15 protein-coding genes and 2 pseudogenes are annotated in these 22397 nt (G+C 41.6%); 15 read left to right on the top strand and 2 right to left on the bottom strand.

The window, feature by feature from the left end; translation table 11 throughout:
• The first annotated feature begins 177 nt into the window (after positions 1-177).
• From VYJ22_RS08425 to VYJ22_RS08355, 15 genes and pseudogenes are all read left to right on the top strand, one after another.
• Positions 178-2412, top strand: a complete 2235-nt coding sequence (locus tag VYJ22_RS08425) for a RelA/SpoT family protein (protein ID WP_329903526.1) — start codon at positions 178-180, stop codon at positions 2410-2412.
• Positions 2413-2442: 30 nt separating this feature from the next.
• Positions 2443-4422, top strand: coding sequence for a fructose-1,6-bisphosphatase (locus tag VYJ22_RS08420; protein WP_329903525.1), 1980 nt, complete (start codon positions 2443-2445; stop codon positions 4420-4422).
• 7 nt (positions 4423-4429) lie between these two features.
• Complete coding sequence (locus tag VYJ22_RS08415) at positions 4430-6778, top strand: transglycosylase domain-containing protein (RefSeq protein ID WP_329903523.1); 2349 nt, start codon at positions 4430-4432, stop codon at positions 6776-6778.
• Between the two features lie 111 nt (positions 6779-6889).
• Complete coding sequence (locus VYJ22_RS08410) at positions 6890-8089, top strand: lipoprotein N-acyltransferase Lnb domain-containing protein (RefSeq protein WP_329903522.1); 1200 nt, start codon at positions 6890-6892, stop codon at positions 8087-8089.
• Between the two features lie 6 nt (positions 8090-8095).
• On the top strand, positions 8096-9709 hold the full coding sequence (locus tag VYJ22_RS08405) for an alkaline phosphatase family protein (RefSeq protein WP_329903521.1): 1614 nt from the start codon (positions 8096-8098) through the stop codon (positions 9707-9709).
• An 11-nt stretch (positions 9710-9720) separates the two neighbouring features.
• Positions 9721-13053, top strand: coding sequence for a preprotein translocase subunit SecA (gene secA, locus VYJ22_RS08400; RefSeq protein WP_329903520.1), 3333 nt, complete (start codon positions 9721-9723; stop codon positions 13051-13053).
• A 71-nt stretch (positions 13054-13124) separates the two neighbouring features.
• Complete coding sequence (locus VYJ22_RS08395) at positions 13125-14015, top strand: YicC/YloC family endoribonuclease (RefSeq protein ID WP_329903519.1); 891 nt, start codon at positions 13125-13127, stop codon at positions 14013-14015.
• 1501 nt (positions 14016-15516) lie between these two features.
• Entirely contained in the window at positions 15517-15726 is a 210-nt protein-coding gene (locus VYJ22_RS08390) for a hypothetical protein (protein WP_329903518.1), read from the top strand.
• 12 nt (positions 15727-15738) lie between these two features.
• The gene (locus VYJ22_RS08385; RefSeq protein WP_329903517.1) at positions 15739-15957 is read left to right on the top strand and encodes a hypothetical protein; all 219 of its coding nucleotides are present in this window, start codon (positions 15739-15741) and stop codon (positions 15955-15957) included.
• Positions 15958-15969: 12 nt separating this feature from the next.
• Positions 15970-16559 (top strand): annotated as a pseudogene (locus tag VYJ22_RS08380) (hypothetical protein).
• Positions 16560-16576: 17 nt separating this feature from the next.
• Positions 16577-16990 carry a PcfK-like family protein gene (locus VYJ22_RS08375; protein WP_329903516.1) on the top strand — a complete coding sequence of 138 codons (414 nt, stop codon included), beginning with the start codon at positions 16577-16579 and terminating at the stop codon, positions 16988-16990.
• Between the two features lie 18 nt (positions 16991-17008).
• The gene (locus tag VYJ22_RS08370) at positions 17009-17539 is read left to right on the top strand and encodes an antirestriction protein ArdA (RefSeq protein WP_329903515.1); all 531 of its coding nucleotides are present in this window, start codon (positions 17009-17011) and stop codon (positions 17537-17539) included.
• Positions 17540-17606: 67 nt separating this feature from the next.
• Positions 17607-18830 (top strand): PcfJ domain-containing protein, encoded by a 1224-nt coding sequence (locus VYJ22_RS08365; RefSeq protein ID WP_329903514.1) that lies wholly within the window; start codon positions 17607-17609, stop codon positions 18828-18830.
• 27 nt (positions 18831-18857) lie between these two features.
• A complete protein-coding gene (locus VYJ22_RS08360) occupies positions 18858-19112 on the top strand; it encodes a hypothetical protein (protein ID WP_329903513.1) in 255 nt (84 codons plus the stop codon).
• A 4-nt stretch (positions 19113-19116) separates the two neighbouring features.
• Positions 19117-19347 carry a hypothetical protein gene (locus VYJ22_RS08355; RefSeq protein WP_329903512.1) on the top strand — a complete coding sequence of 77 codons (231 nt, stop codon included), beginning with the start codon at positions 19117-19119 and terminating at the stop codon, positions 19345-19347.
• A 241-nt stretch (positions 19348-19588) separates the two neighbouring features.
• Here the strand turns inward: VYJ22_RS08355 and VYJ22_RS08350 are convergent, their stop codons facing one another.
• Positions 19589-21787: a hypothetical protein gene (locus VYJ22_RS08350; RefSeq protein ID WP_329903511.1), complete on the bottom strand. Its 2199-nt coding sequence runs from the start codon at positions 21785-21787 to the stop codon at positions 19589-19591.
• Positions 21788-21910: 123 nt separating this feature from the next.
• Positions 21911-22123, bottom strand: a pseudogene (locus VYJ22_RS11635) (glycoside hydrolase family protein); the annotation flags it as partial.
• Positions 22124-22397: the final 274 nt, after the last annotated feature.

Genomic DNA, 22397 nt, shown 5'->3' with positions numbered 1-22397 from the left:
CTTTATTTTTACGTATTATTATTTTACGGTTTCTTACGGTAATTGAAACAATACTTCATGTTTATGGAGAAAAAAGCTTTCACAATGAATAGATAAAGTCTTTTTAGCGTGTTATTGTGATACGAACAGTATTGTTTTATAATTCTCCGATTAAAATTCTTTCACTAAATTTAGGGTATGTTTACAGAGCGCGAAAAGTATAAAGTGTTTGGTTGCGTAAAAGAACTTTTACCAACACTCAAAGAGGTTGTTGTGCAGGACAGACTGAGGTCTATCCGTGAGACCATGTTGGGTTTGATTGAGGCTAAATGTTTTGATCGTGACGACAACGGCTTCAATGGCTTTGTAAGGCAAATGGAGGTTGCGCGTATAGCCGTAAAGGAGATGGGGCTTGATGCAGACTCTGTATTGGCTGTACTGTTTTACAGACCCGTATATAAGGAGTTTATGACTCTCTCCGAAGTAGAAGCTCTGGCGGGAGAGAATGCTGTACGTCTGATACAGCTACTAATCAAGACATCCGAGCTTTACATGCGAGCCAAATCTGTAAACTCTGAGAACTTCCACAATCTACTTCTCTCTATTGCCGAGGATATGAGAGTGGTGTTACTTATTATAGCTGATAGACTTTATCTCCTGCGCAATGCCAAGCAACTACATACTGATGAGTTGAGGACATCTTTGGCAGTGGAGGTTTCTTTTTTGTATGCACCCATCGCACATAGGTTGGGTTTGTATACGATCAAGGGAGAAATGGAAGATTTGTGTCTCAAGTACACAGATAGAAAAACATTTGACTACATCAAACGTAAGCTGGGTGAGACTAAAAACTCACGGGAAGCGTATATCAAATCTTTTATCACCCCCGTGCGCGCACGCATCAATAAAGATATGCCCCATGTGAATTTTGAAATCAAAGGGCGCACCAAGTCGATAAGTTCCATTCGTAATAAACTGAAGAAACAGTCGTTCGAGGATATATATGATCTTTTTGCCATCCGTATTATTTTAGATGTTCCTCTGAATGAAGAGCGGCATCACTGCTGGCATGTATATTCTATCATTACAGATATGTTTATGCCCAATCCTGAACGTCTCAAAGACTGGATATCCATCCCTAAAAGTAATGGATATGAATCCCTGCATATCACGGTCATGGGGCCACAGAATAAATGGGTGGAGGTACAGATACGTACCCGCCGTATGGATGAAATTGCTGAGATGGGACTAGCTGCTCACTGGAAATACAAAGGGATCAAGAGCGAAACAGGATTGGATGAGTTCCTTACATCTGTACGTGAGACGCTGGAGGAAGTTCGGCACAATGCTCCCGGTGATAAGGGATCTATACTCGAAAGCTCTTTGCTAACCCTGAAAACTCAGGAGATATATGTATTTACCCCCCAAGGTGCTGTGATAAAATTACCCAGTGGTGCTACTGTACTTGACTTTGCGTTTACTATTCATAGTCGAGTGGGAGCACAAGCGGTGTCAGCAAAGGTCAATGGAAAGAATGTTTCTATCAAGCAGCAACTGCACAATGGAGACTCGGTCGAGGTTATTACTAATGCCCAACAAACGCCTAAGGCCGACTGGCTCAATATCGTAGTAAGTACCAAAGCCAGATCGAAGATCAGGCAAATCCTGCGAGCAGAGGAGGAAGCCGGCATCAGTGTGGCCAAAGAGCTAATAAACAGGCGTATCAAGAACAGAAAGCTTCAGTACAACGAAGCCCTGTTTCTCCGTCTCACCAAAAAGCTGGGGTACAAAACTCTCTCAGAGTTTTATAATGATATCTCCCATGATAAGTTGGATGTACAGCTTTTTATGGAGCAGTATGAGGTCGAGCTCAAGAAAGAGGCGGAATACAGGGAGTCTCAGGCGGCAGCATCAGCTCATAGGAGTGCTGATACATTTGTAGATGTCGTGACTGAGCCCAATGATAGCGATAGCAGTAAATCCTCTGCTTCCGATATTTTGGTTCTTGATCAAGGGCTTACGGGAGTGGAGTATAGCTTGGCTCAGTGCTGTCATCCTATCTATGGTGATCAGGTTTTCGGATTTGTCTCTAATAAAGGAATCAAGATACATCGCACCGACTGCCCTAATGCTCCGGATATGTTTTCACGTTTTGGCAATCGTATTATACAAGCCCGGTGGAGCGGTAAAGGCAATGAGGGGTACAGGGTGAGCCTTGAGATTGTGGGGCGTGACGACTTAGCCGTTGTGACCAATATAACCTCATTGCTCAAAAAAGAAAACAATACTAAATTACGGGGCTTTTCCATCGACTCTGCTGATAGTTTGTTCAAAGGCATATTTACCGTGGAGGTAAATGGCAGAGAGGCACTATCTAATATTATACGTAAACTTCGCAGCGTTGTGGGTGTTAAAAGTGTAGAGCGTTTATAAATTGGAATACTAACCTAAAAACCATACATCATGAATGCAACCGATGCGGAACTCAAATATTTGACATTGCTGTCTGATAAGTTCCCTACAGCGGCGGAAGCTGCTACTGAAATAATGAATTTAGAGGCAATATTGAGTTTGCCCAAAGGGACAGAGCATTTTCTTGCCGATATACACGGCGAATACGAGGCTTTTATACATGTGCTTAAAAATGCTTCAGGAACCATAAAAAGAAAGGTCAACGAGCTGTTCGGAGGTAAAATACGAGCGCAGGAGAGGTGTGAGCTATGCACTCTTATTTATTACCCCAAGGAAAGTATTGACTTAGTCAAGAGTAAAGATGAATCTATGGATGACTGGTACATGGTTACCATAAACCAGCTGATCAAAGTATGCCAAAAAGTAGCTGAAAAATACACGCGCTCCAAGGTGCGCAAGGCTTTACCCCCAAAATATAGTTATATCATACAGGAATTATTGCATGAGGATGGACTGAATAAAAATAAATCCGCATATCTGCAAAGTATATTCCGTTCTATTATCGAGACCGGTCAAGCAGAGGACTTCGTTATAGCTATTTCTGAGACAATACAGCGCCTGGCTATCGATCATCTGCATGTTGTAGGAGATATTTATGATAGAGGGCCCGGAGCTCATATCATTATGGATAAATTGATTAGCTATCACACTTTTGACATCCAATGGGGCAATCATGACATATTGTGGATGGGTGCAGCAGTGGGCAACGCAGCCTGCATGGCCAATGTAGTGAGGATAGCTCTGCGCTATGCCAATCTGGATACACTGGAAAACGGTTACGGTATCAATTTATTGCCATTGGGCAAATTCGCCATGGAGACGTATGCCGATGATCCGTGCGAGCGCTTCAGACCGAAGCTCAGCGAAGAGTCCCGTGCTTTTTATGATGATAAGAGTGTTTATCTTATAGGTCAGATGCACAAGGCTATTTCTATCATACAGTTCAAACTCGAACATCAGATAATCCAACGTCATCCCGAATACAAAATGAATAATAGGGATATCTTGCATGGTTGGAATGCTGCTGATGCTACTATTGTTTTGCCTGACGGCAAAGCTTATCCTACGCTTGATAATTATTTACCTACTGTTGATCCCAATGATCCTTATGCATTCACAGAGGGTGAGCAGAGGATTGTGGAGCGACTGATGCAATCATTTCTACAAAGTGAAAAGTTGCAGAAACATGTCGACTTTTTGTACCGTAGCGGTAGTATGTATCTTTGCTACAATTATAATCTGCTGTTCCATGCATCAATCCCTCTGAACGAAGACAGATCCTTTAAGGATGTAACAGTGGGAAAGAAAAAATATAAAGGCCGAGCTTTGCTTGATAAGGTAGAGGAGTGGATACGTGCTGCTCATTTGGACAAAAAGCAAGGGCTTGTCGATACCGATCAAATAGATTTTATGTGGTATTTGTGGTGTGGCCCTGATTCCCCCTTGTTTGATAAGTCAATGATGACTACCTTTGAGCGGTATTTTATAGAGGACAAGGATACTCATACGGAGAAGAAGGGTTTCTACTATGTGTATCGTACGGAGCAGGAGGTGTGCGAGAAGATATTGAGCGAGTTTGGGCTTGAGGGACCCGACACTCACATCATCAATGGGCATGTGCCCGTGAAAGCATCCAAAGGAGAAAAGCCTATTTCTGCCGGTGGTAAGTTGATGCTTATAGACGGTGGGTTTAGCAAAGCATATCAGGCAAGTACCGGTATAGCAGGATATACCCTGATATTTAACTCTGAAGGGTTGCATTTGGTGAAGCATGAGCCTTTCAGTTCTACCCATGAAGCTATAAAATACATGGAGGATATTGAAAGCGTTACAGTGGTGAGGGAGTTTAGCTCGCATAGGATGCTGGTGAGAGATACCGACAAGGGTAAACAGCTTACCGAGCAGGTCAATGACTTGAAAAAACTCCTTACAGCTTATCGCTACGGAGCCATTAAAGAGAAAGACTTATAATTTTTAGATGAAACCGCATAGTAAACAGATCATCCGCATTTTGTGGATTATATTTTTTGGAGCTTGGGGACTAATATTTGTGCTGTTCTCCTTGATCTCATTAGGTGTTATAGGCTATATGCCGGCTGTGGAGCAGCTGCAAAACCCCATTGACAAATATGCCTCACAGCTCATCTCTGCCGAGGGAGATCCTTTGGGGTCATATGCCCAAAGTGGGGACAACCGCGTATATGTGGCATACGAAGACATCTCTCCCAATGTAATCAATGCATTGATCGCTACCGAGGACGTTCGTTTCCGCCAACATTCGGGCATTGACTTCAGGAGCTTGCTTAGAGCTTTTGTAAAACGAGGAATCTTGAGACAATCCAATGCAGGAGGTGGCAGTACCATCACGCAGCAGCTCGCCAAGCAGTTGTACTCGCCCCCGGTGAATAACATATTGGCTCGTTTGTTCCAGAAACCTATAGAGTGGGTGATAGCCTCCAAACTTGAGCGGTTTTATACCAAAGAAGAGATATTGTCAATGTACCTCAATAAATTTGACTTTCTCTATAATGCCGTGGGAATAAAATCGGCAGCGTATACTTATTACGGCAAAACTCCTGCGCAGCTTACGCTCGACGAGTCCGCCATGCTGGTAGGTATGTGTAAGAACCCCTCATTATTCAATCCTGTATTGCACAAAGATACAGACAGGCCTAAAATGAGGCGTAATGTCGTATTCCAACAAATGGAAAAAGCGGGAATACTCTCAGATGCAGAGGTAAGTTCGTTATCCGCATTACCGCTCAAAATAAACTTTCATCGCATTAGTCATAAAGACGGTTTGGCTCCTTACTTCCGTGAGTATCTTCGCAAGATATTGATGGCAGATAAGCCCAGTAAGTCCAATTATGCTTCTTGGCAAATGCAACAATTCCATGATGACAGTCTGGCTTGGGAAACCAATCCTATCTATGGTTGGTGCAAAAAGCATAAGAAAGCTGATGGTAGCAATTACAACATTTACACCGATGGGTTGAAGATTTATACCACCATTTCAATACCTATGCAGAAATACGCTGAGGAAGCTATGACCAAACATATGACCGAAGTGTTACAGCCTGCATTTGACAGGGAGATGAAAGGTAATAAATACGCACCGTTCTCCAATGATCTTACTACCACAGATCGTGAGAAGATAATTCTCAAAGCTATGAAGCAATCGGATCGATGGCGTGTGAGTAAAGAGGCCGGTATGTCCGAAAGAGAGATATTGACATCTTTTAGGAAGAAAACCAAGATGCAGGTATGGAGTTGGCATGGTACTGTAGATACAGTGATGACACCCATGGATTCTGTGAAGTATATGAAGAGTTTCTTGCGTAGTGGATTTGTTGCTATGAACCCTGCCAATGGTCATGTATTGGCTTATGTGGGTGGTATTGACTTCAATGCTTTTCAGTATGATATGGTATCTACGGGGCGCAGACAGACGGGATCTATAATAAAACCGTTCCTTTATTCTTTATCTATGATTGAGGGGATAACGCCTTGTGATATGATGATGCATGTGCAGCAGGTACTGTATACAGAGGCAGGTAAGCCATGGGCTCCCAAAAACTCTAATAATAAACTCATTGGAGAGATGGTGTCGATACAATGGGGTTTGCAAAACTCCGATAACTGGGTTACGGCTTATCTGATGTCTCGTACCTCACCTTATACCTTTGTGAGACTACTTAGAAGCTATGGTTTACAAGGCCCTATGGATGCCGAGCCATCTATTTGTCTGGGTACACCGGATGCTACCGTAGGTGAAATGGTGAGTGGGTATACCACCTTTGTAAATAAAGGTATCCGCGTTGCGCCATTACCTATTACGCATATTGAAGATCAGTATGGCAATGTTGTTGCCAATTTTACACCGCAGATGACAGAGGTACTTCCCCAGGACGCTACATTGAAAATGCTATATATGCTTCAGAGTGTGGTCAACGGAGGTACTGCCAGCCGACTCAAATACAGATACAATCTGGATATGCCACTGGGTGGTAAGACCGGTACTACACAGAATAATAGTGATGCTTGGTTTATAGGTTTTACACCCAAAATTGTTGCAGGCTGTTGGGTGGGAGGTGAAGAGCGCAGTATACGTTTCCGTTCCATGAACGTAGGACAGGGGGCCGCTGCTGCTTTACCTATTTTTGCTGAGTTTATCAAACATGTTTATGCCAATCCTAAACTGGGGTATAACAAGAAGGATGCATTCGATATTCCACCGGGATTCTCTCCTTGCGGAGGACTTGATTCAGGTGATATTGTGACTATTCCCGCAGATACTACTCAGACGTTTGATGAAATTATAGAGTAATATATTCAAGGGTGCTGTCAAGCTGTTCAGCACCCTTTTTAAATTTCAGTCTATCCGAAAATGAGATGTAATTTTCTTTGTACGAGGCCTAACGGCTACATCTTGATATCTTTGTTACTGATAAGCCTGATGCATCCTTACTTGCCTCTCAAGGCTCAGGACAGGTATGCATTTCCTGATAAGTTGGATTCCGCTGCAGTGATGAGTATTGTTGTGGCATCACCTATTGAGGACGAAGTATATACCGTATACGGACATGCGGGGTTTCGTGTCAATGATCCGGTGCAACACATTGATGTTATTTTCAATTACGGGATATTTGCTTTTAATTCGGATTTTACGGTGAGGTTTATCAAAGGTAAGACTGATTATGCCGTAGTTCCCATAGAGGCTTCATATTACATGAATGAATATCTCGGACGCGGAAGTGATGTTACTGAGCTTGTTCTCAACATGTCTGCGATAGAAAAGCAGAAGGCTTGGGAGTATCTGCTATGGAATATCAGACCCGAAAACAGTGTATATCGCTATAATTTCTTTTATGACAACTGTTCTACACGTCCTGTGTCAATATTTAGCGAGAGCTGTGGCGGACATCTAAAATTCCCGAACATCAAAACTGTAACATGGCGCTATCTTATCAATAGAGCAGAGCGTAATAAGCCTTGGATGGTTTTGGGGACCGATTTGGCTTTGGGCTCTAAGACTGATGCCTCGGCCTCTGTTCAGGAGCAACTCTTTTTACCGTCCAAGATAATAGAGTACCTGCCTCAAGCATCTCTTGTATACAAAAATGGAGATACCAAGCCGGCCGTCTTGTCGGTCAGAAAAATGCCCTACATTATTCCTGCTCAACCATATACTTACGGTGCATTCCTTTCATTCCTTATACATCCTCTCACCGTCTTTTCGCTATTGCTAGTCATCACTTTTGTGATATCGCTTATGGCATGGCGGAGAAGGAAGCTGTACCGTATTTATGACTGCATTATATTTGCTTGTGCAGGTCTTGCAGGCCTTCTTCTCTTTTATCTGGCCTTTATCTCTGAGCATCCTTTTACTTCGCCCAATTATAATCTGGTTGTTTTACATCCCTTACATCTCTTGCTTGGTGTGCCTTTAATGTTATTCAAGAGATTAAAAAAGTGGGGATATTATTATCATTTTGTTAACTTTGTAGTCCTAAGTCTATTTGCTCTTCTTGCTATTTTCCTGCCTCAAAACTTTAATGCGGCAATGATACTTGTAGGAGGGACTTTATGGATCATATCAGTCAAGTGGCTGATGATACAACGTAAACAAGATAAATAACACGATATGCTTCCGCAAGAACAAAGAAGTGTAAAAAGAATATTCACCTCATTAGTGGCTCTTCTTGTATTACAGATACAAGCAGGTGCTCAGCCTCTACCCAAACTTGTTGTTTGTATTACGGTAGATCAACTTCGCGGAGATCTTTTGGATGAGCTATCTCCTTATATGGGTTCCGATGGAATAAATCGGTTGCTCAAGGGTGGATTGGTATACACCAAAGTCAAATACCCTTATATGCCCAATAATGCTGCTGCAGCTACGGCATCAATCTTTACGGGAACCAATCCTGAAATTCACGGTATAACTTCTCCCAAGGCATATGACAGGACTGCCAAAAGTATCAAGGATATATTTCGTGACGATAACTTCGTGGGTAATTATACACGAGATAACCTATCTCCTAAGCCATTGATGGTAAATACTCTGGGAGATCAGTTGAAAGTTGCGGATAAGTCTTGTAGAGTTTATAGTATTGCCCCTGATTATGGCGAAGCTATCTCTGCCGGCGGTTATGCTGCCGATGGTGCATTTTGGATTGATGACCGCATTGGAAGTTGGGCAAGTAGTAACTATTATGAGAAGATGCCGGCTTATATTGACAGATATAATAGATCAGCCGAGGGCCCGAATAAACGTCTTTCATCTGTCAAGTGGACTCCTACGGGAACAGATAGATTTTCCAGCCCTTATTTTTCAGGTAAAAAAATTACTTATTCTTTCAACACCAATAATGTGCCGGATTATAAGCGTTCGGCTTTGGTCAACAAAGAAATATCAGACTTAGCCAATCTTTTTATCGGGAATGCGGGCTTTGAGACTTCCAATGTACCCAATTTACTTACGCTTAATTATTATGCAGGTAATTACCCCAAATCAGTCAACGGTGATTATAGCCCTGAGATCGTAGACACGTATCTCAAGCTTGACCAAAGTATCGCCTCCGTTCTCAACCAGATTGATAAAAAAATCGGGTTGCGCAATTGTATTGTCACCTTTACCGGCACGGGATATTATAATCCTGCCAAATCATCGGGTACTTCAGCCGAAAAGCTAAAACACTCGATTAGTCTCAAGCGTTGCAAAACGTTGATCAACCTTTTCTTGTCGGCCTCTTATGGTTCCGGTGAGTGGGTAAGTGATTGCTTTGACGGAAATATCTTTCTCAATCGTAAACTCATCGATCAGAAAAGAATTTCATTGTCTGATATTCAAAACAAGGTTTGTGAACTCCTTTATGACTTGGATGGTGTGAGTGGGGCTTACCCTTCACTCCTTTTCAACAGTGGTTCTGCACTCACTCGTGATGTGTTGAAGTGGAAATTAGGCAGTCATCCCAAATATCGTCCTGATGTATACATTCGTTTGGCTCCCGGTTGGATCTTTGAAGATAGCACCTTGCAGGAAAGCGTGGAGTCTTCGGGCAATTCTTATCAGACATTCAATGCTGTCCAAACGCCTTTCATTATTTATGGACTCAATATTGAGCCTCGCGTTTTGGAAGGTAAAACGGTTTATGCAGGAGACATTGCTCCTACCATAGCTTCTATTCTTAGGATCAGACCCCCTACGGCTGCTGACCGTTTTTCATTGGATATCACAAGTAATAAGAAAAAATAATAAATACATATATGGGATTTAACGAATTATTATCGAAGCTTTTCGGTAACAAGTCTCAGCGAGACTTAAAGGAAATCATGCCTTACATTGATAAGATCAAGGCTGTTTATCCTGAAATAGAGAAATTGGACAATGACGGTCTTCGCCAGCGTACTGCCGAGCTCAAACAGCACATTCAGGACTACGTAGCAGAAGAGAGAAAAGAAATAGAAGATATCAAGCTTTCAATAGAAGACAAAGACCTGGAAGAAAGGGAAGAAAGCTGGACAAAAGTAGATAAAATCGAAAAAGAAATCCTCGACAAGATGGAAGAAGTGCTCAACGAGATACTCCCTGAAGCCTTCTCAATCGTCAAGGAAACCGCCAAAAGACTTTCGCAAAACCCTGAGATCAGAGTTCGAGCCACGGATCTTGACCGTACACTGGCCGTAGAACATGACTTTATCACCATAGAAGGCGACACCGCCGTATTCAGCAATCACTGGATGGCAGGAGGTAATGAGATCATATGGGATATGGTACATTATGATGTACAGCTTATCGGTGGGGTAGTCCTTCACAAAGGCAAAGTAGCTGAGATGGCTACCGGTGAAGGTAAGACTTTGGTTGCAACTTTACCTGTATTTCTCAATGCTCTTACAGGTAATGGTGTGCACGTAGTTACTGTAAACGACTATCTGTCCAAGCGTGACTCCGAGTGGATGGGACCTCTGTATATGTTCCATGGGCTCACGGTGGACTGTATTGATAAGCACCAGCCAAACTCCGATGAACGTCGCAAGGCTTATAATGCCGATATTACTTTCGGTACCAATAATGAGTTTGGTTTTGACTATCTGAGAGATAACATGGCTACCAGCCCCAACGACTTGGTTCAGCGCAAACATAACTATGCTATCGTGGATGAGGTAGACTCTGTATTAATTGATGATGCACGTACACCTCTTATCATTTCAGGTCCTATACCCAAGGGAGACGATCAGCTTTTCGAAGAGTTTCTCCCGAATGTGGAGAAAGTAGTCAATGCTCAAAAGAAACTTGCGGCTCAACTGCTTATCGAAGCTAAGAACAAGATTGCCAGCGATGACAAAAAGGTTCAGGATGAGGGTACTATGCTCCTTTATCGCTCTTTCAAGGGGTTGCCCAAGAACAAGGCTTTGATCAAGTACCTCAGTGAGCCGGGCATCAAAGCTTCTATGCTCAAAACAGAAGAGGTATATATGCAGGACAATATGCGCAATATGCATCTTGTTACTGATGATCTATACTTTGTAATTGATGAGAAGAACAATAGCATCGAGCTTACGGACAAAGGTATAGACTTGCTTACTTCGGGCACTGATGACCCTAAATTCTTTGTGTTGCCTGATATTGCATCAGAGTTGTCCGAACTGGAGGCGATGAATCTCACCCCTGAGGAGTTAGCTGAGAAGAAAGAAGAGCTTATTACCAATTACTCTATTAAAAGTGAGCGTGTTCATACCGTGAACCAATTGCTCAAAGCCTATGCTCTCTTCGAAAAAGACGATCAATATGTAGTCATGGACAATAAGGTATTGATTGTGGATGAGCAGACGGGACGTATTATGGATGGTCGCCGTTATTCCGATGGTTTGCACCAGGCTATTGAGGCTAAAGAACGTGTCAAAGTGGAAGCTGCCACCCAGACGTTTGCTACCATTACGCTCCAGAATTATTTCCGTATGTATCACAAGCTTTCGGGGATGACTGGTACTGCCGAGACTGAGGCTGGTGAGCTCTGGGATATCTACAAGCTTGATGTGGTCGTTATTCCTACGAATAGGCCTATCGCTCGTAAGGATATGAACGATAGGATTTACAAAACTGCGAGAGAGAAATATTCTGCTGTTATAGATGAGATAGGCAATCTGGTTGAGAAGGGACGTCCGGTTCTTGTAGGTACTACATCGGTAGAAATATCCGAGTTGTTGAGTAAAATGCTTACGCTCCGTAAGATTCCTCACAACGTACTCAATGCCAAGTTGCACCAGAAGGAAGCTGATATTGTAGCAGCTGCAGGTCAGAAGGGTACGGTAACCATAGCCACCAACATGGCGGGACGTGGTACCGACATCAAGCTAAGCCCTGAAGTAAAAGCTGCAGGAGGTCTCGCTATCATAGGTACAGAGCGTCACGAGTCACGTCGTGTGGATAGGCAGTTGCGCGGACGTTCAGGACGTCAGGGTGACCCGGGTTCTTCCATATTCTTTGTGTCACTTGAGGACCATTTGATGCGTCTCTTTGCTTCCGACAGATTAGCGTCTATGATGGATCGTTTAGGCTTCAAAGAAGGAGAAGTGTTAGAAGCTCCCATGCTTACCAAGTCTGTAGAAAAAGCACAGAAGAAAGTCGAAGAAAACAACTTCGGTATCCGTAAGAGACTCCTTGAGTATGATGATGTGATGAACTCTCAGCGTGAAGTTATCTATACACGTCGCCGTCATGCTCTCATGGGTGAGCGTATCAGCATGGACGTTATGAATACGCTTTATGACGCAGGGAAAAACATTATTGATATTTATTTGCCCGAAAATGATTTTGAAGGATTCACCGAGCATCTTCTCAGAGTTCTGGCAGTAGAGCCTCCTTTTACTTCTGAGGAATTCTCCAAAGGTAAAGCAGAGAGCTTGGCGGATCAATTGTTCGATCACGTATACGGCATCTATAAGCATAAGATGCAAAACATCGCCGACGTGGCTTATCCTATCTTACATCAGGTTTACACTGATCAGGGATCTACCTACGAGCGTATCATGATCCCTCTTACTGATGGTCGTAAGAACTACAACATCAGTTGTAATCTCAAAGAGGCTGATGAAACTCAAGGCAAGAGCATCATCAAGGAATTTGAGAAGGCCATAGTTCTTCACATGATCGATGAGTCATGGAAAGAACACTTGAGAGAGATGGATGAGTTACGCAATTCCGTACAGAATGCCAGCTACGAAAACAAGGATCCTTTGCTCATCTATAAGTTGGAGTCTTATGACCTCTTCAAGAGCATGATAGAGCAGATGAATCGTAAGACGGTAGCAATACTCATGCGTGTAAAATTGCCTATGCCCACAGAAGCTGAGCAGCAAGAAGCTCGCCGAGTAGAGGTAAGACGTGCAGAGGCTGAGAGACGTCAGGATATGAGCAAGTACAAAACCTCTAAGGATGATCTTTATGAGGGCAATAATGTCCAGAGACAAGCTGCCTCGGCTCCACAGTCGGCTCCCAAGCAAGAGCCTGTAAGGGTAGAGCATAAAGTGGGCCGTAATGAACTTTGTCCTTGTGGTAGTGGAAAGAAATTCAAGCATTGCCATGGCAAAGGTTTGTAATTAAACATGAATTTACGGGGCATTGCAGCTGATCATTTACTGATTGTTGCATGCCCCTTAATTTTAATATTATGATATACTCAATGACCGGCTTCGGAAAGGCAACAGCCGAGTACGCCAATAAGAAAATCACCGTTACCGTAAAAACGCTCAATAGTAAGCAGTTCGACTTGTCGACTCGCATTCCCTCATATTACAAAGAAAAAGAACTGGAGTTGCGCTCAGCATTGAGCTTAGCTTTACAGCGTGGCAAAGCTGAGCTTAGTGTCAACGTGGATATCCAAACTCCCGAGGTCGGAGCCGGCACTATATTCAACGAAGATGTTGTAAGCGGTTACATCTCTCAGATCAAACAGCTAAGCAAGTCCCTTGATATTCCCGAACCTCAAAATTGGTTTGAGCTTCTCCTTCGTCTTCCGGGTAGCATGCTCAACGAGCAAGATACAGCCTCTGAGACACTGAGTGATGAGGAGTCCAAAGCTCTCTTACAAGCTTTGCATGAGGCTATAGACATGCTCAATGATTTCAGAAAGCAGGAAGGTGTAATGCTCGAGGGGGTACTGAGAGATAATATCAACATGATCGCTAAGCTTTTGGAGCATGTAAACGAACCCGAGCAGGAACGTATCACCCTGATCAAGCAACGTATTGAGGATGGCTTGTCCAAGCTTGCTATAGAGAAGGTCGATAATAATAGGTTGGAACAGGAAATGATCTATTACATAGAAAAACTGGATATCAATGAGGAAAAAAATAGACTGAGACACCATCTTGATTATTTTATCAATACCATACAACTGGAACCCGGACAGGGCAAGAAGCTTGGTTTCATCGCACAAGAGATCGGGCGTGAGATCAATACTTTAGGTTCCAAAAGCAATCATGCAGAAATGCAGCAGATTGTGGTGAAAATGAAAGATGCTCTTGAGCAGATCAAGGAGCAGGTGCTCAACGTGCTTTAAAATCAGCCTGTTAGCTATTTTCGACTCCGTAATAATTGAAATTAGCATCAGCTCTACCACATCGAATTTGCGGGGCGTTTCATCCCTTGTAGGAGCCGATTGTATGGCATACTTTTCATTGTTATATTGCACAGGACCTCTGTCATTTTATTCCTGATCAGTAGTGAAATTGTTTCTTTTACACCGTGGTTTTACGGTTGCGGATATTTTTTCAGTTTGTAATGTCGTGGTATTATAAGTCTACCCTTTAAGGACAGACTCTATGGTAACGGGATTCTTTTTTTGTTTCAATTAAATAAGTATATCAGGTAAATTCTTACCCACCTTTCTTTACTTTCCCTAAAAGAGACCGTTGCATAGCAGGCAAATTGCTTCGTTGCTTGCGAGATTCGCGCTTGGTCATTTACCTGAAGTAAACTCCCTGTGCACTCACTCTTAGCGCCTTGCACTTTACCTTCTTTGCCCGGTCAAAGTGTCTTTTGTCGGCTTCGCCTCCAAAATCCACGAGACTGTTGACTTTTGCAACAGTCTCTAAAAGTATTCTTACTAAGACGTAAAATGTGATAAAATGAAAAATTAAAATGAGTATCATATGGGTACTTATTCAGCAGAATTGTGTCAGAATATGCGTTTTTTACGTTTGTAATGTGTCTTTTTGTTATTCTTAAAAGAGGGGTGAGTTTAATAAAATGCCCGGGGGAATATGGTGTATATGGCTCTTTGAGGTGTTTTAACTAAAACAAAGATGTATCTTAGTTAAAATACTTTTGTGTTTCAACTGTAATACTTTTGTGTTTCAACTGTAATACTTTTATGTTATAACTAAAATAGAATTGTATTTTAGTTAAAATAGAGACCTCTTTCTTCAAAAATCTATCATTTAGGTCTAAGTAATTGGCTATCAGCAGCCGAATGAGTTATGAAATGCAGTAGTAATGATTTAGCAACCTATCTTCTGCAATGATATACAACGCTTTGCATAACTCGAATAACCTATTGCAAAGGTAATACTATCTACGGAGAAAGACGAAACTTTCTCCGTTTTTCTTTTCTAACGGGTCTCTATTCAGACAGCTGATTCTATTTTCTCGTCTTATTCTTCATGATTATGGCAGCTTACTTGTGAAGACTGCCTTTCATTTTTTTTTCGCTCAGCCCTCTCCGGCGTTCCTCTCCACATTCCACTTTAAGTATTCACATCGGGATCGGTTGTTCGTTGTCAGCGGCAAAGGTAGTTCCGGGCTTTCACGGACAAAAAAGGTCGAAGCGGTAAGCCGTTACGACGACAATCTCCACACTTCCATTTCATCGCAGGTAGTATTCTCGCCGTAAACCTTGTTTGTCCTAAGCCCTACCTTTTATCGCCTTGAAACGAAAACGACCGACCCGACGGAAAGACGCATAAAAAAAATGTCGGAAACACGAGGACAGAGAAAATGAAAAATGGAAACTCAACTTCCTCACCTCTGGAATCCGCATAAAATCAAAAAAATCAGACAAGATGAAACTGAGATACAAAATATCAATTTGGGTGGCTCTTGCACTCGTAGGCTCTCTCCTTTGGGGTGGAAGCGTTTGGCTTTGGCTGTCAGGGATATGTGTGGGAAAATTCCTCATTCGGCTACTCCTTACCATCGCTTTGGCAATCGCAGTGTACATTTTGACTTATGCCCTCATCATCGGGGGAATACTTTGGTTACTCATTTCTTAAACAGACAGATATATGAAAAGAAGAAGCAAGACAATCGCACAGCAATGCAGATACTACGAGGTGGATAACATTTTCGAGTATATGGTATCGGTTTACCCCAACGGGAATATATCCGCTTTTGGAGAATTATACAAGGAACTCTATCGGAAAGACAGAAAGGAATTTATCCTCTATCTCTTTTCAGAAGTCAACCCCATTCATATCCGAGAAATCATTTTAGCAACCCTATAAATTCACGAGAATATGAGAACGGAAACAAGAACATACGAGGTTTATAACCTCCACGAATTGACAAGAGATGCACAAGCGAAGGCACACAGCCGTTGGATGGAAGACTTCGACTATGCTTGGGCAAACGAGACCGAAAGACCTTGCAAGCCTTTGAACGGATATTCAATATCAAGGCGGAAAGATGGTCATACGATGGCTACATCTATCAGTATCGCTTCACTTCTTATTACAGCGAAGAGGAAGATAATCTGAAAGGGGGTAGACTACTGAAATACCTTATTAATAACTATTGGAGCGATTTGTATATACCCAAAACCATTTGGGGACACAATTACAAGACAAAGCGTAAGAGCCGTGTATTCGTTACTAATGATTGTGTATTGACAGGTTATTGTATGGACTATGAGATATTGAAGCCCATATATGACTTTCTGAAATCTCCCGACAACACCACCCTATACGAACTTATGGACAAGTGCTTAAATGGCTTTTTCAAGGCTTGCCGAGATGATATGAAATACCAACTCAGCGAAGAAGCCTTTGCCGAGAGTTGCGAATATAACGAGTTCGAGTTTCTATCTGACGGAACATTATTCAACTAATTAAAACATCAAAGACAATGAAAGGTACAGAACATTTCAAGGACGTTATACAAAACTATTTGGAGACCAGAGCATCATACGATGAACTCTTTGCAGAGAGTTTTCGCAAGGAGAACAAGAACATAGACGAGTGCATTACCTACATCTTGACGGAAGTCCAAAGAATGGGTTGTGCAGGTCTGTCCGATGAGGAGGTATATTCCCTTGCCGTCCACTATTACGATGAGGACGATCTGCAAGTAGGTAAATCCATTAACTGTAAAGTCGTGGTAAACCATACTATCGAACTTACAGAGGAGGAAAAGGCAGAAGCAAGGAAAAAAGCTATCGAACGATACCAAACGGAAGAATACCGCAAACTTACCGCCAAGAAACCCAAAGCGAAAAAGCAGGTGGAACAGCAGCCCCAACCCTCATTATTTGAGTTTTAACCCTAAACAGAAAAGGATATGAAAGCAATGGATTTGAATGAAGCACGCATCTATGTAGGTACTTATACCATGTACAATAACGGCTCATTGCAGGGCGAGTGGGTGGAACTCTCAGGCTTTTATGATTGGGACGAGTTTATGGAACGTTGTGCCGAGATACACGAGGACGAGGAGGAACCCGAATATATGTTCCAATCGTGGGAGAAAATCCCCGATTGTCTGATAGACGAGGGGCATCTGGACGAGAAATTCTTTGAACTTCGGGACGAGTTGGATAGGATGAACGACACGGAGAAAGAAGCCTTTTGGGTATGGACGGAAGGCAACAGTATCCAACTCACACAAGACGCTTACAACCTTGTGAAATCTTTCCAATCCGACTACATCGGAAGTTATGCAAGCAGGGAGGATTTTGCGGAGGAATTTGTAAAAATGGAAAATAACTTATCCGATTTTGCTCTGAGTTATTTTGACTTCGGCAAATATGCCGATGACCTTTTCGATGCGGACTTTTGGTATAAGGACGGCTATGTATTTCGCAATAACTGATTGAGGAGAACAGATTATGAAACCGAGAAACAAAATTGAAAAGGCAGTACTTGCCTAGAGCAAGAACTTGCGACCGATAACCAAGACGCAGAGCAAGTGGGCATTTCGTGAGTGTATAGACCACTTCGCCTACCGATTGCCCGCAGGTCGCACCACGTGTATGGATTGTGGACATAGTTGGATAATGGATAAGCCAGCCGAACATTGCACTTGCCCTCATTGCAGGGCAAGGTTGCAAGTCAAGGAAACCTTTGAACGCAAGATAAGGCAGAAGCAATACTTTACCATTCTAACTACTTGTGGAGAGTATCAAGTGTTGAGAATGTTTCTTCTTTCCTCTGAAATGGAGAAAGGTTGCAAGGCTCAACATTATACCTTTGAAATAGGTCAGTATTGGTGGAACGCACAAGGTAGACAGACGATTGTTGCCGTTCAACGAACATTAGGCAGATACATTGACACCTTTTCTTTCTGTTCGCCAATGGCAGTACGCAACGATAACGAAGCCTACCGCCATATATCGTACTCACAGATATATCCCAAGTTCAAGGTTAAGGACACACTCCGCAGGAATGGATTTGAGAATGATTTTCACGGCATAGCACCGACAATCCTTATCCCCTCTTTATTGTCCGACAGCCGAGTGGAAACATTGATGAAAACTGATAGAACCGAGCATCTGAAATACTTTCTTAATAATTCACGGACATTTGACGCTTGTTGGCAGTCTTATAAGATTACCATTCGCAACGGCTATAAGATAGAGGATATTTCAATATGGTGCGACTATGTGGATATGCTCCGCAGATTGGGCAAGGACACACACAGCCCGAAATATGTTTGCCCCACCGACCTATATTGGGAACACGACTGCAGACAAAGCGAACTTTGCAAACAGAGAGAAAAGGAGGAAAGGGCAAAAAGACTCAAAAAGGCAATGGAGGAAGAGAAACGTTTCAGAGAATTGAAAAGTAAATTCTTTGGTATCAGTTTCACGGACGGCACAATCCAAATCCACGTATTGGAAAGCGTGCAGGAACATTTGGAGGAAGGAGTTGCAATGCATCATTGTGTGTTCGATAATGCCTATTATCTCAAAGAAAACTCTCTTATCCTTTCAGCAACCATCAAGGGCAGGCGGATAGAAACTATTGAGGTCAATTTGGATACAGTCAAAGTGGTGCAAAGTCGTGGAGTGTGCAACCAAAATACAGAGTACCACGAGCAAATTATAAGCCTTTTCAATGCCAATCGCAAATTGATAAGGCTGAGGATGAGAGCGACTGCATAGGAAACAATCACTAAAACATCACAGAATATGAAAGCAGGAATAGAAAGCATCGTATGCAATTGGGCGGACGAGATACCCTATATTCTTGTAAGGGTAATCAATGCCATTACCCTATTCGCCAATGAAGAGGAACTAAGGGCAGCCGTCAAGCGGATAGCCGAAGAAACGGAACTTGACAAGTTCTTTGCCTATGGTTACGGCACACATCACTTTTGGCTTACCCACCGCAGGTTATCGAATGGCGAGCCAATGGAGCACAGATTATTAAAGGTTGAGTTTTGAGAATATGAAGAAGAAAGTTTATAGAGTACGGACGCAGTACATTTTCGAGGGAGTATTTGAGGTGGTTGCCGAGAGCAGGGAGGAAGCACGGCAGAAGGTCATTCAGAATTGCGGATTGGTGATGGGTGGAAACATTCACAGCACCCTGCCCGATGGGGAGGTGAATTGGGCTTTCTCCACTCACCCCGAAGTAAGGACGGGACGGATAACTGTTCAAGAAGAGCAGAAGGAGTAAAGCTGTCGGCAGATTTGCCGACAGCTCCTTTCTTTCGTGAGCATCGGGCGGACAAAGAAAGGAGCAAAGAAACCCTAATGAAAAACACCTCGTTACTTTTGACAGTGAGTTGAGACGGCTCAAAAGTAACAAAAAGCCAATGCTAAATGGCTCATATTACGTTAATCAACAGAAAGCAATCTTTGATTAAATTCCAGTCTAATTCAAATTAAGGGTTAAAATATTTCAGACTTTTACTATACTAAATTATAAGATGTTCTTTGCAATCTTTGTAAAGAGCTATAAGATGAGAAATAGACATGTCTATTAGCGGTTCAAACATAAAACTGTTAATATGAATAATTTCGGGAGTCATCATATTAACCCTTTCTATTATCACCTTGTTTTCATCATCAGGACAACATTTCTTATATAATCCTGTCCATTTCCCAGTCTGATTACCATTCACAACAAGCTCTTCTTCACTTTTTCCTGTTGATATGATTTTGTCGTGCATATAATTTTCAGCTAAATGACGTATTCCAATTGATAAAGCTATTTTATTCTCGATTAGTATCGGGTCAGGAGCTTCCTCTTGTACAATTGACTCCGCCATGCTCATTATAAGAGAATATATTTTTTTATCAGAGCTTTGACGCTTTAACCCTTTTCCAAGAGTATAATCCTCCAAAATATCCATAACCTCCTTTTCCGTTATATCCTTGGTGTATTTCTTATGATGCAGACAGTTTGTAAGCGTACCGTATTCTGTTGAATTTACCCCTTTTGTATATTCTATCAGATTTCGTACAAATGGAATCATACTAATGAAAATTTTATCATCTTTATCTTTACCCACAAAAGCATTGGCAAAAACATTCCCTCTGTATTGTCCTGGATGTAGAACTACCAAATTATCAGAAGAGCGTTCTACCATCCAGAGAGAATCTCCTTTGAGGCTTAAACGAGATGTCAATGTTCGATAGAAATCATAATTGTGAGTTAATATAAGCAAGTGTATGTTTTGGCTTTCTGACAAATCTTTTATGTATTCCACAATGGCATATTTGTTCTGATAATCAAACGAGTCAGCAATATCATCCATCACAACAATTGTCTCATGTTCTAATAGTTTTCGAGATTCCATCTCAAACAAGAATTGCAAAATAATGAAAGCTCGCTTTTCTCCACGACTAAGAATCTTGTCAAGGTCTTTCTTTTCCTTAACAATGGGTTCTTCTCCATCTTGGACATAAGAAAATTGAAGTTTGGCGGCATCTTGCTTTAAGATTATATCTCGCTGATTTTCAATAGATACTTTTATCGGAACATGAAAACGAGCATTATATAGAGTTATTATATCTTTCCATTTTACTTGTTGCTTTTCTGCTTCTTCCAATACATTAATCAAATCATCTTTGTTCTCATTGTAAACTTTAAGGTATGATTCGAATGTCGGTTTTATGTCATCTTTTGAAAGAAATCCCAACCAAACTTTTTGGCGGAAATTTTCGTAGTTAAGCATTTCACCAATCCATTCGGGATGACTTTCGATTACCTTTTTGAAACCTCTTAACTCAGTATTTTTATCAATAGCTTTTGTTATTTTTTCAAAAACCTTTTTGAGTTGATCGTCTCCAAGAATCCGATTTTGCTCTTCTGTCATTTTTTGTTGTAATTCTTCATGCGAGGTTATCTCATCACCATTTTGTAATATCATTTTATGATGAACTCCAAAGAAGTTACCGTCAGAAACATTCTGTAATAATTGTGAGGCTTGATATGTACCAAAGGAATGACCATCCACCGCTCTATACAAATACGATTCATTCAAAAGTTTTTCGTAATTGTCAATATACTCTTTGAGTTTATCGCGATGAGTTTCTAAAAAGGCTTTTACCGTTCCTTTGGTATCGAAAACATCATTATACTTAAAATCGAATAAAGGTAATCCAGACTGAACTTTTGAACTCAACCGTTCTAAAACACTAAAAATGGTATCACTATCTCCTTGCGAAAAAGCTTCTATGATTTCTTTCTCACAATCTGTACTTTGGGAGCATGATTTTAATTTTAAAATAAGAGCATCTTTCTCTGTTGTTAATTTCAGATATATCTCATCATATTTGCTTTTCAACTCTGCACTGGCAAGAAAATTGACAAATGATTTTGAGTAATCTATATCTTCATCACCATTGACTACAAATATAAAATCTGGTGAAATATCTTTTTCATCTGTCGTTAAACTGTATTTTGCCTTATTTGCTTCACATAGTTGATCACAAGGTTTTTCCTTTGTCTGTCCAGATAAGTATTTCATTGTTTTTGCAAATGAAGTTTTCATAGCCCCATTTGGTGCATATATTAAATGAGAATGCTTTCCTTCAGAGAAAGAAAATTCATGCTTCAAACTTTTTATACCATAACAATATTCCCAATCTATTTTTATTTTATCCATCATAGCGTCTTCCTTAAGATTATTACTACTGCAAAGTTACTCATTCATAATGAGAAAGGCGAATAAAACGGCAAGAAAACACCCCTTGCAAGCCGATAAAACTTGCAAAGGGCGTACTTCGTGAAATCAGGGAATATAAAACAGAGCAAACTCCACCTTTCGTCGTTTGACAAGTCCTCGCAGGATTTTGCCCTTGTATCGGCAGAACGAAACATATTCACGGTAAATATCCCTATCTCCCTCCTCCAATTTTTGGACAAGGTGGCTCTTCGGTCGTCTGTCACTTCCCAAGAGACGATATTCGCCTATATTGTAGGATAGAACGAAGAAACCGAGTGCTATTTATTTGCTTCTTTCCTGCCATCAAAGTATCTTTGTCGAAGATAATTCTATAGGTTCAGATCGGATTTTGCTCTATTCATTACCGCTTTTCCTAATCCCTATTTTCAGAATGGGAGGTAATGTTTTGGTAACGCTGCTCTGTCCGAAGTTGGCATAAACCTGTCTTTTCACGGCTTTCTGCCAAATGGCTTAAAAATCAGAACTGACTGTACCACAGTTCATTTGCGCTGTTCTGCCATTTTTTGAACCTTTGGGATAGATTTTCAGCTAA

Origin of the sequence: Porphyromonas pogonae, assembly GCF_036320655.1 — a bacterium.
Classification (GTDB): Bacteria; Bacteroidota; Bacteroidia; order Bacteroidales; family Porphyromonadaceae; genus Porphyromonas; species Porphyromonas pogonae.
The sequence above is the reverse complement of the archived record's forward strand: the minus strand, read 5'-3'. Positions and strand labels throughout refer to the sequence as shown.

Coding starts and splice junctions, on each gene's coding strand:
- VYJ22_RS08425 (WP_329903526.1), top strand. CDS start 178: ATGTTTACAGAGCGCGAAAAGTATAAAGTGTTTGGTTGCGTAAAAGAA.
- VYJ22_RS08420 (WP_329903525.1), top strand. CDS start 2,443: ATGAATGCAACCGATGCGGAACTCAAATATTTGACATTGCTGTCTGAT.
- VYJ22_RS08415 (WP_329903523.1), top strand. CDS start 4,430: ATGAAACCGCATAGTAAACAGATCATCCGCATTTTGTGGATTATATTT.
- VYJ22_RS08405 (WP_329903521.1), top strand. CDS start 8,096: ATGCTTCCGCAAGAACAAAGAAGTGTAAAAAGAATATTCACCTCATTA.
- secA (WP_329903520.1), top strand. CDS start 9,721: ATGGGATTTAACGAATTATTATCGAAGCTTTTCGGTAACAAGTCTCAG.
- VYJ22_RS08395 (WP_329903519.1), top strand. CDS start 13,125: ATGATATACTCAATGACCGGCTTCGGAAAGGCAACAGCCGAGTACGCC.
- VYJ22_RS08390 (WP_329903518.1), top strand. CDS start 15,517: ATGAAACTGAGATACAAAATATCAATTTGGGTGGCTCTTGCACTCGTA.
- VYJ22_RS08385 (WP_329903517.1), top strand. CDS start 15,739: ATGAAAAGAAGAAGCAAGACAATCGCACAGCAATGCAGATACTACGAG.
- VYJ22_RS08375 (WP_329903516.1), top strand. CDS start 16,577: ATGAAAGGTACAGAACATTTCAAGGACGTTATACAAAACTATTTGGAG.
- VYJ22_RS08370 (WP_329903515.1), top strand. CDS start 17,009: ATGAAAGCAATGGATTTGAATGAAGCACGCATCTATGTAGGTACTTAT.
- VYJ22_RS08360 (WP_329903513.1), top strand. CDS start 18,858: ATGAAAGCAGGAATAGAAAGCATCGTATGCAATTGGGCGGACGAGATA.
- VYJ22_RS08355 (WP_329903512.1), top strand. CDS start 19,117: ATGAAGAAGAAAGTTTATAGAGTACGGACGCAGTACATTTTCGAGGGA.
- VYJ22_RS08350 (WP_329903511.1), bottom strand. CDS start 21,787: ATGATGGATAAAATAAAAATAGATTGGGAATATTGTTATGGTATAAAA.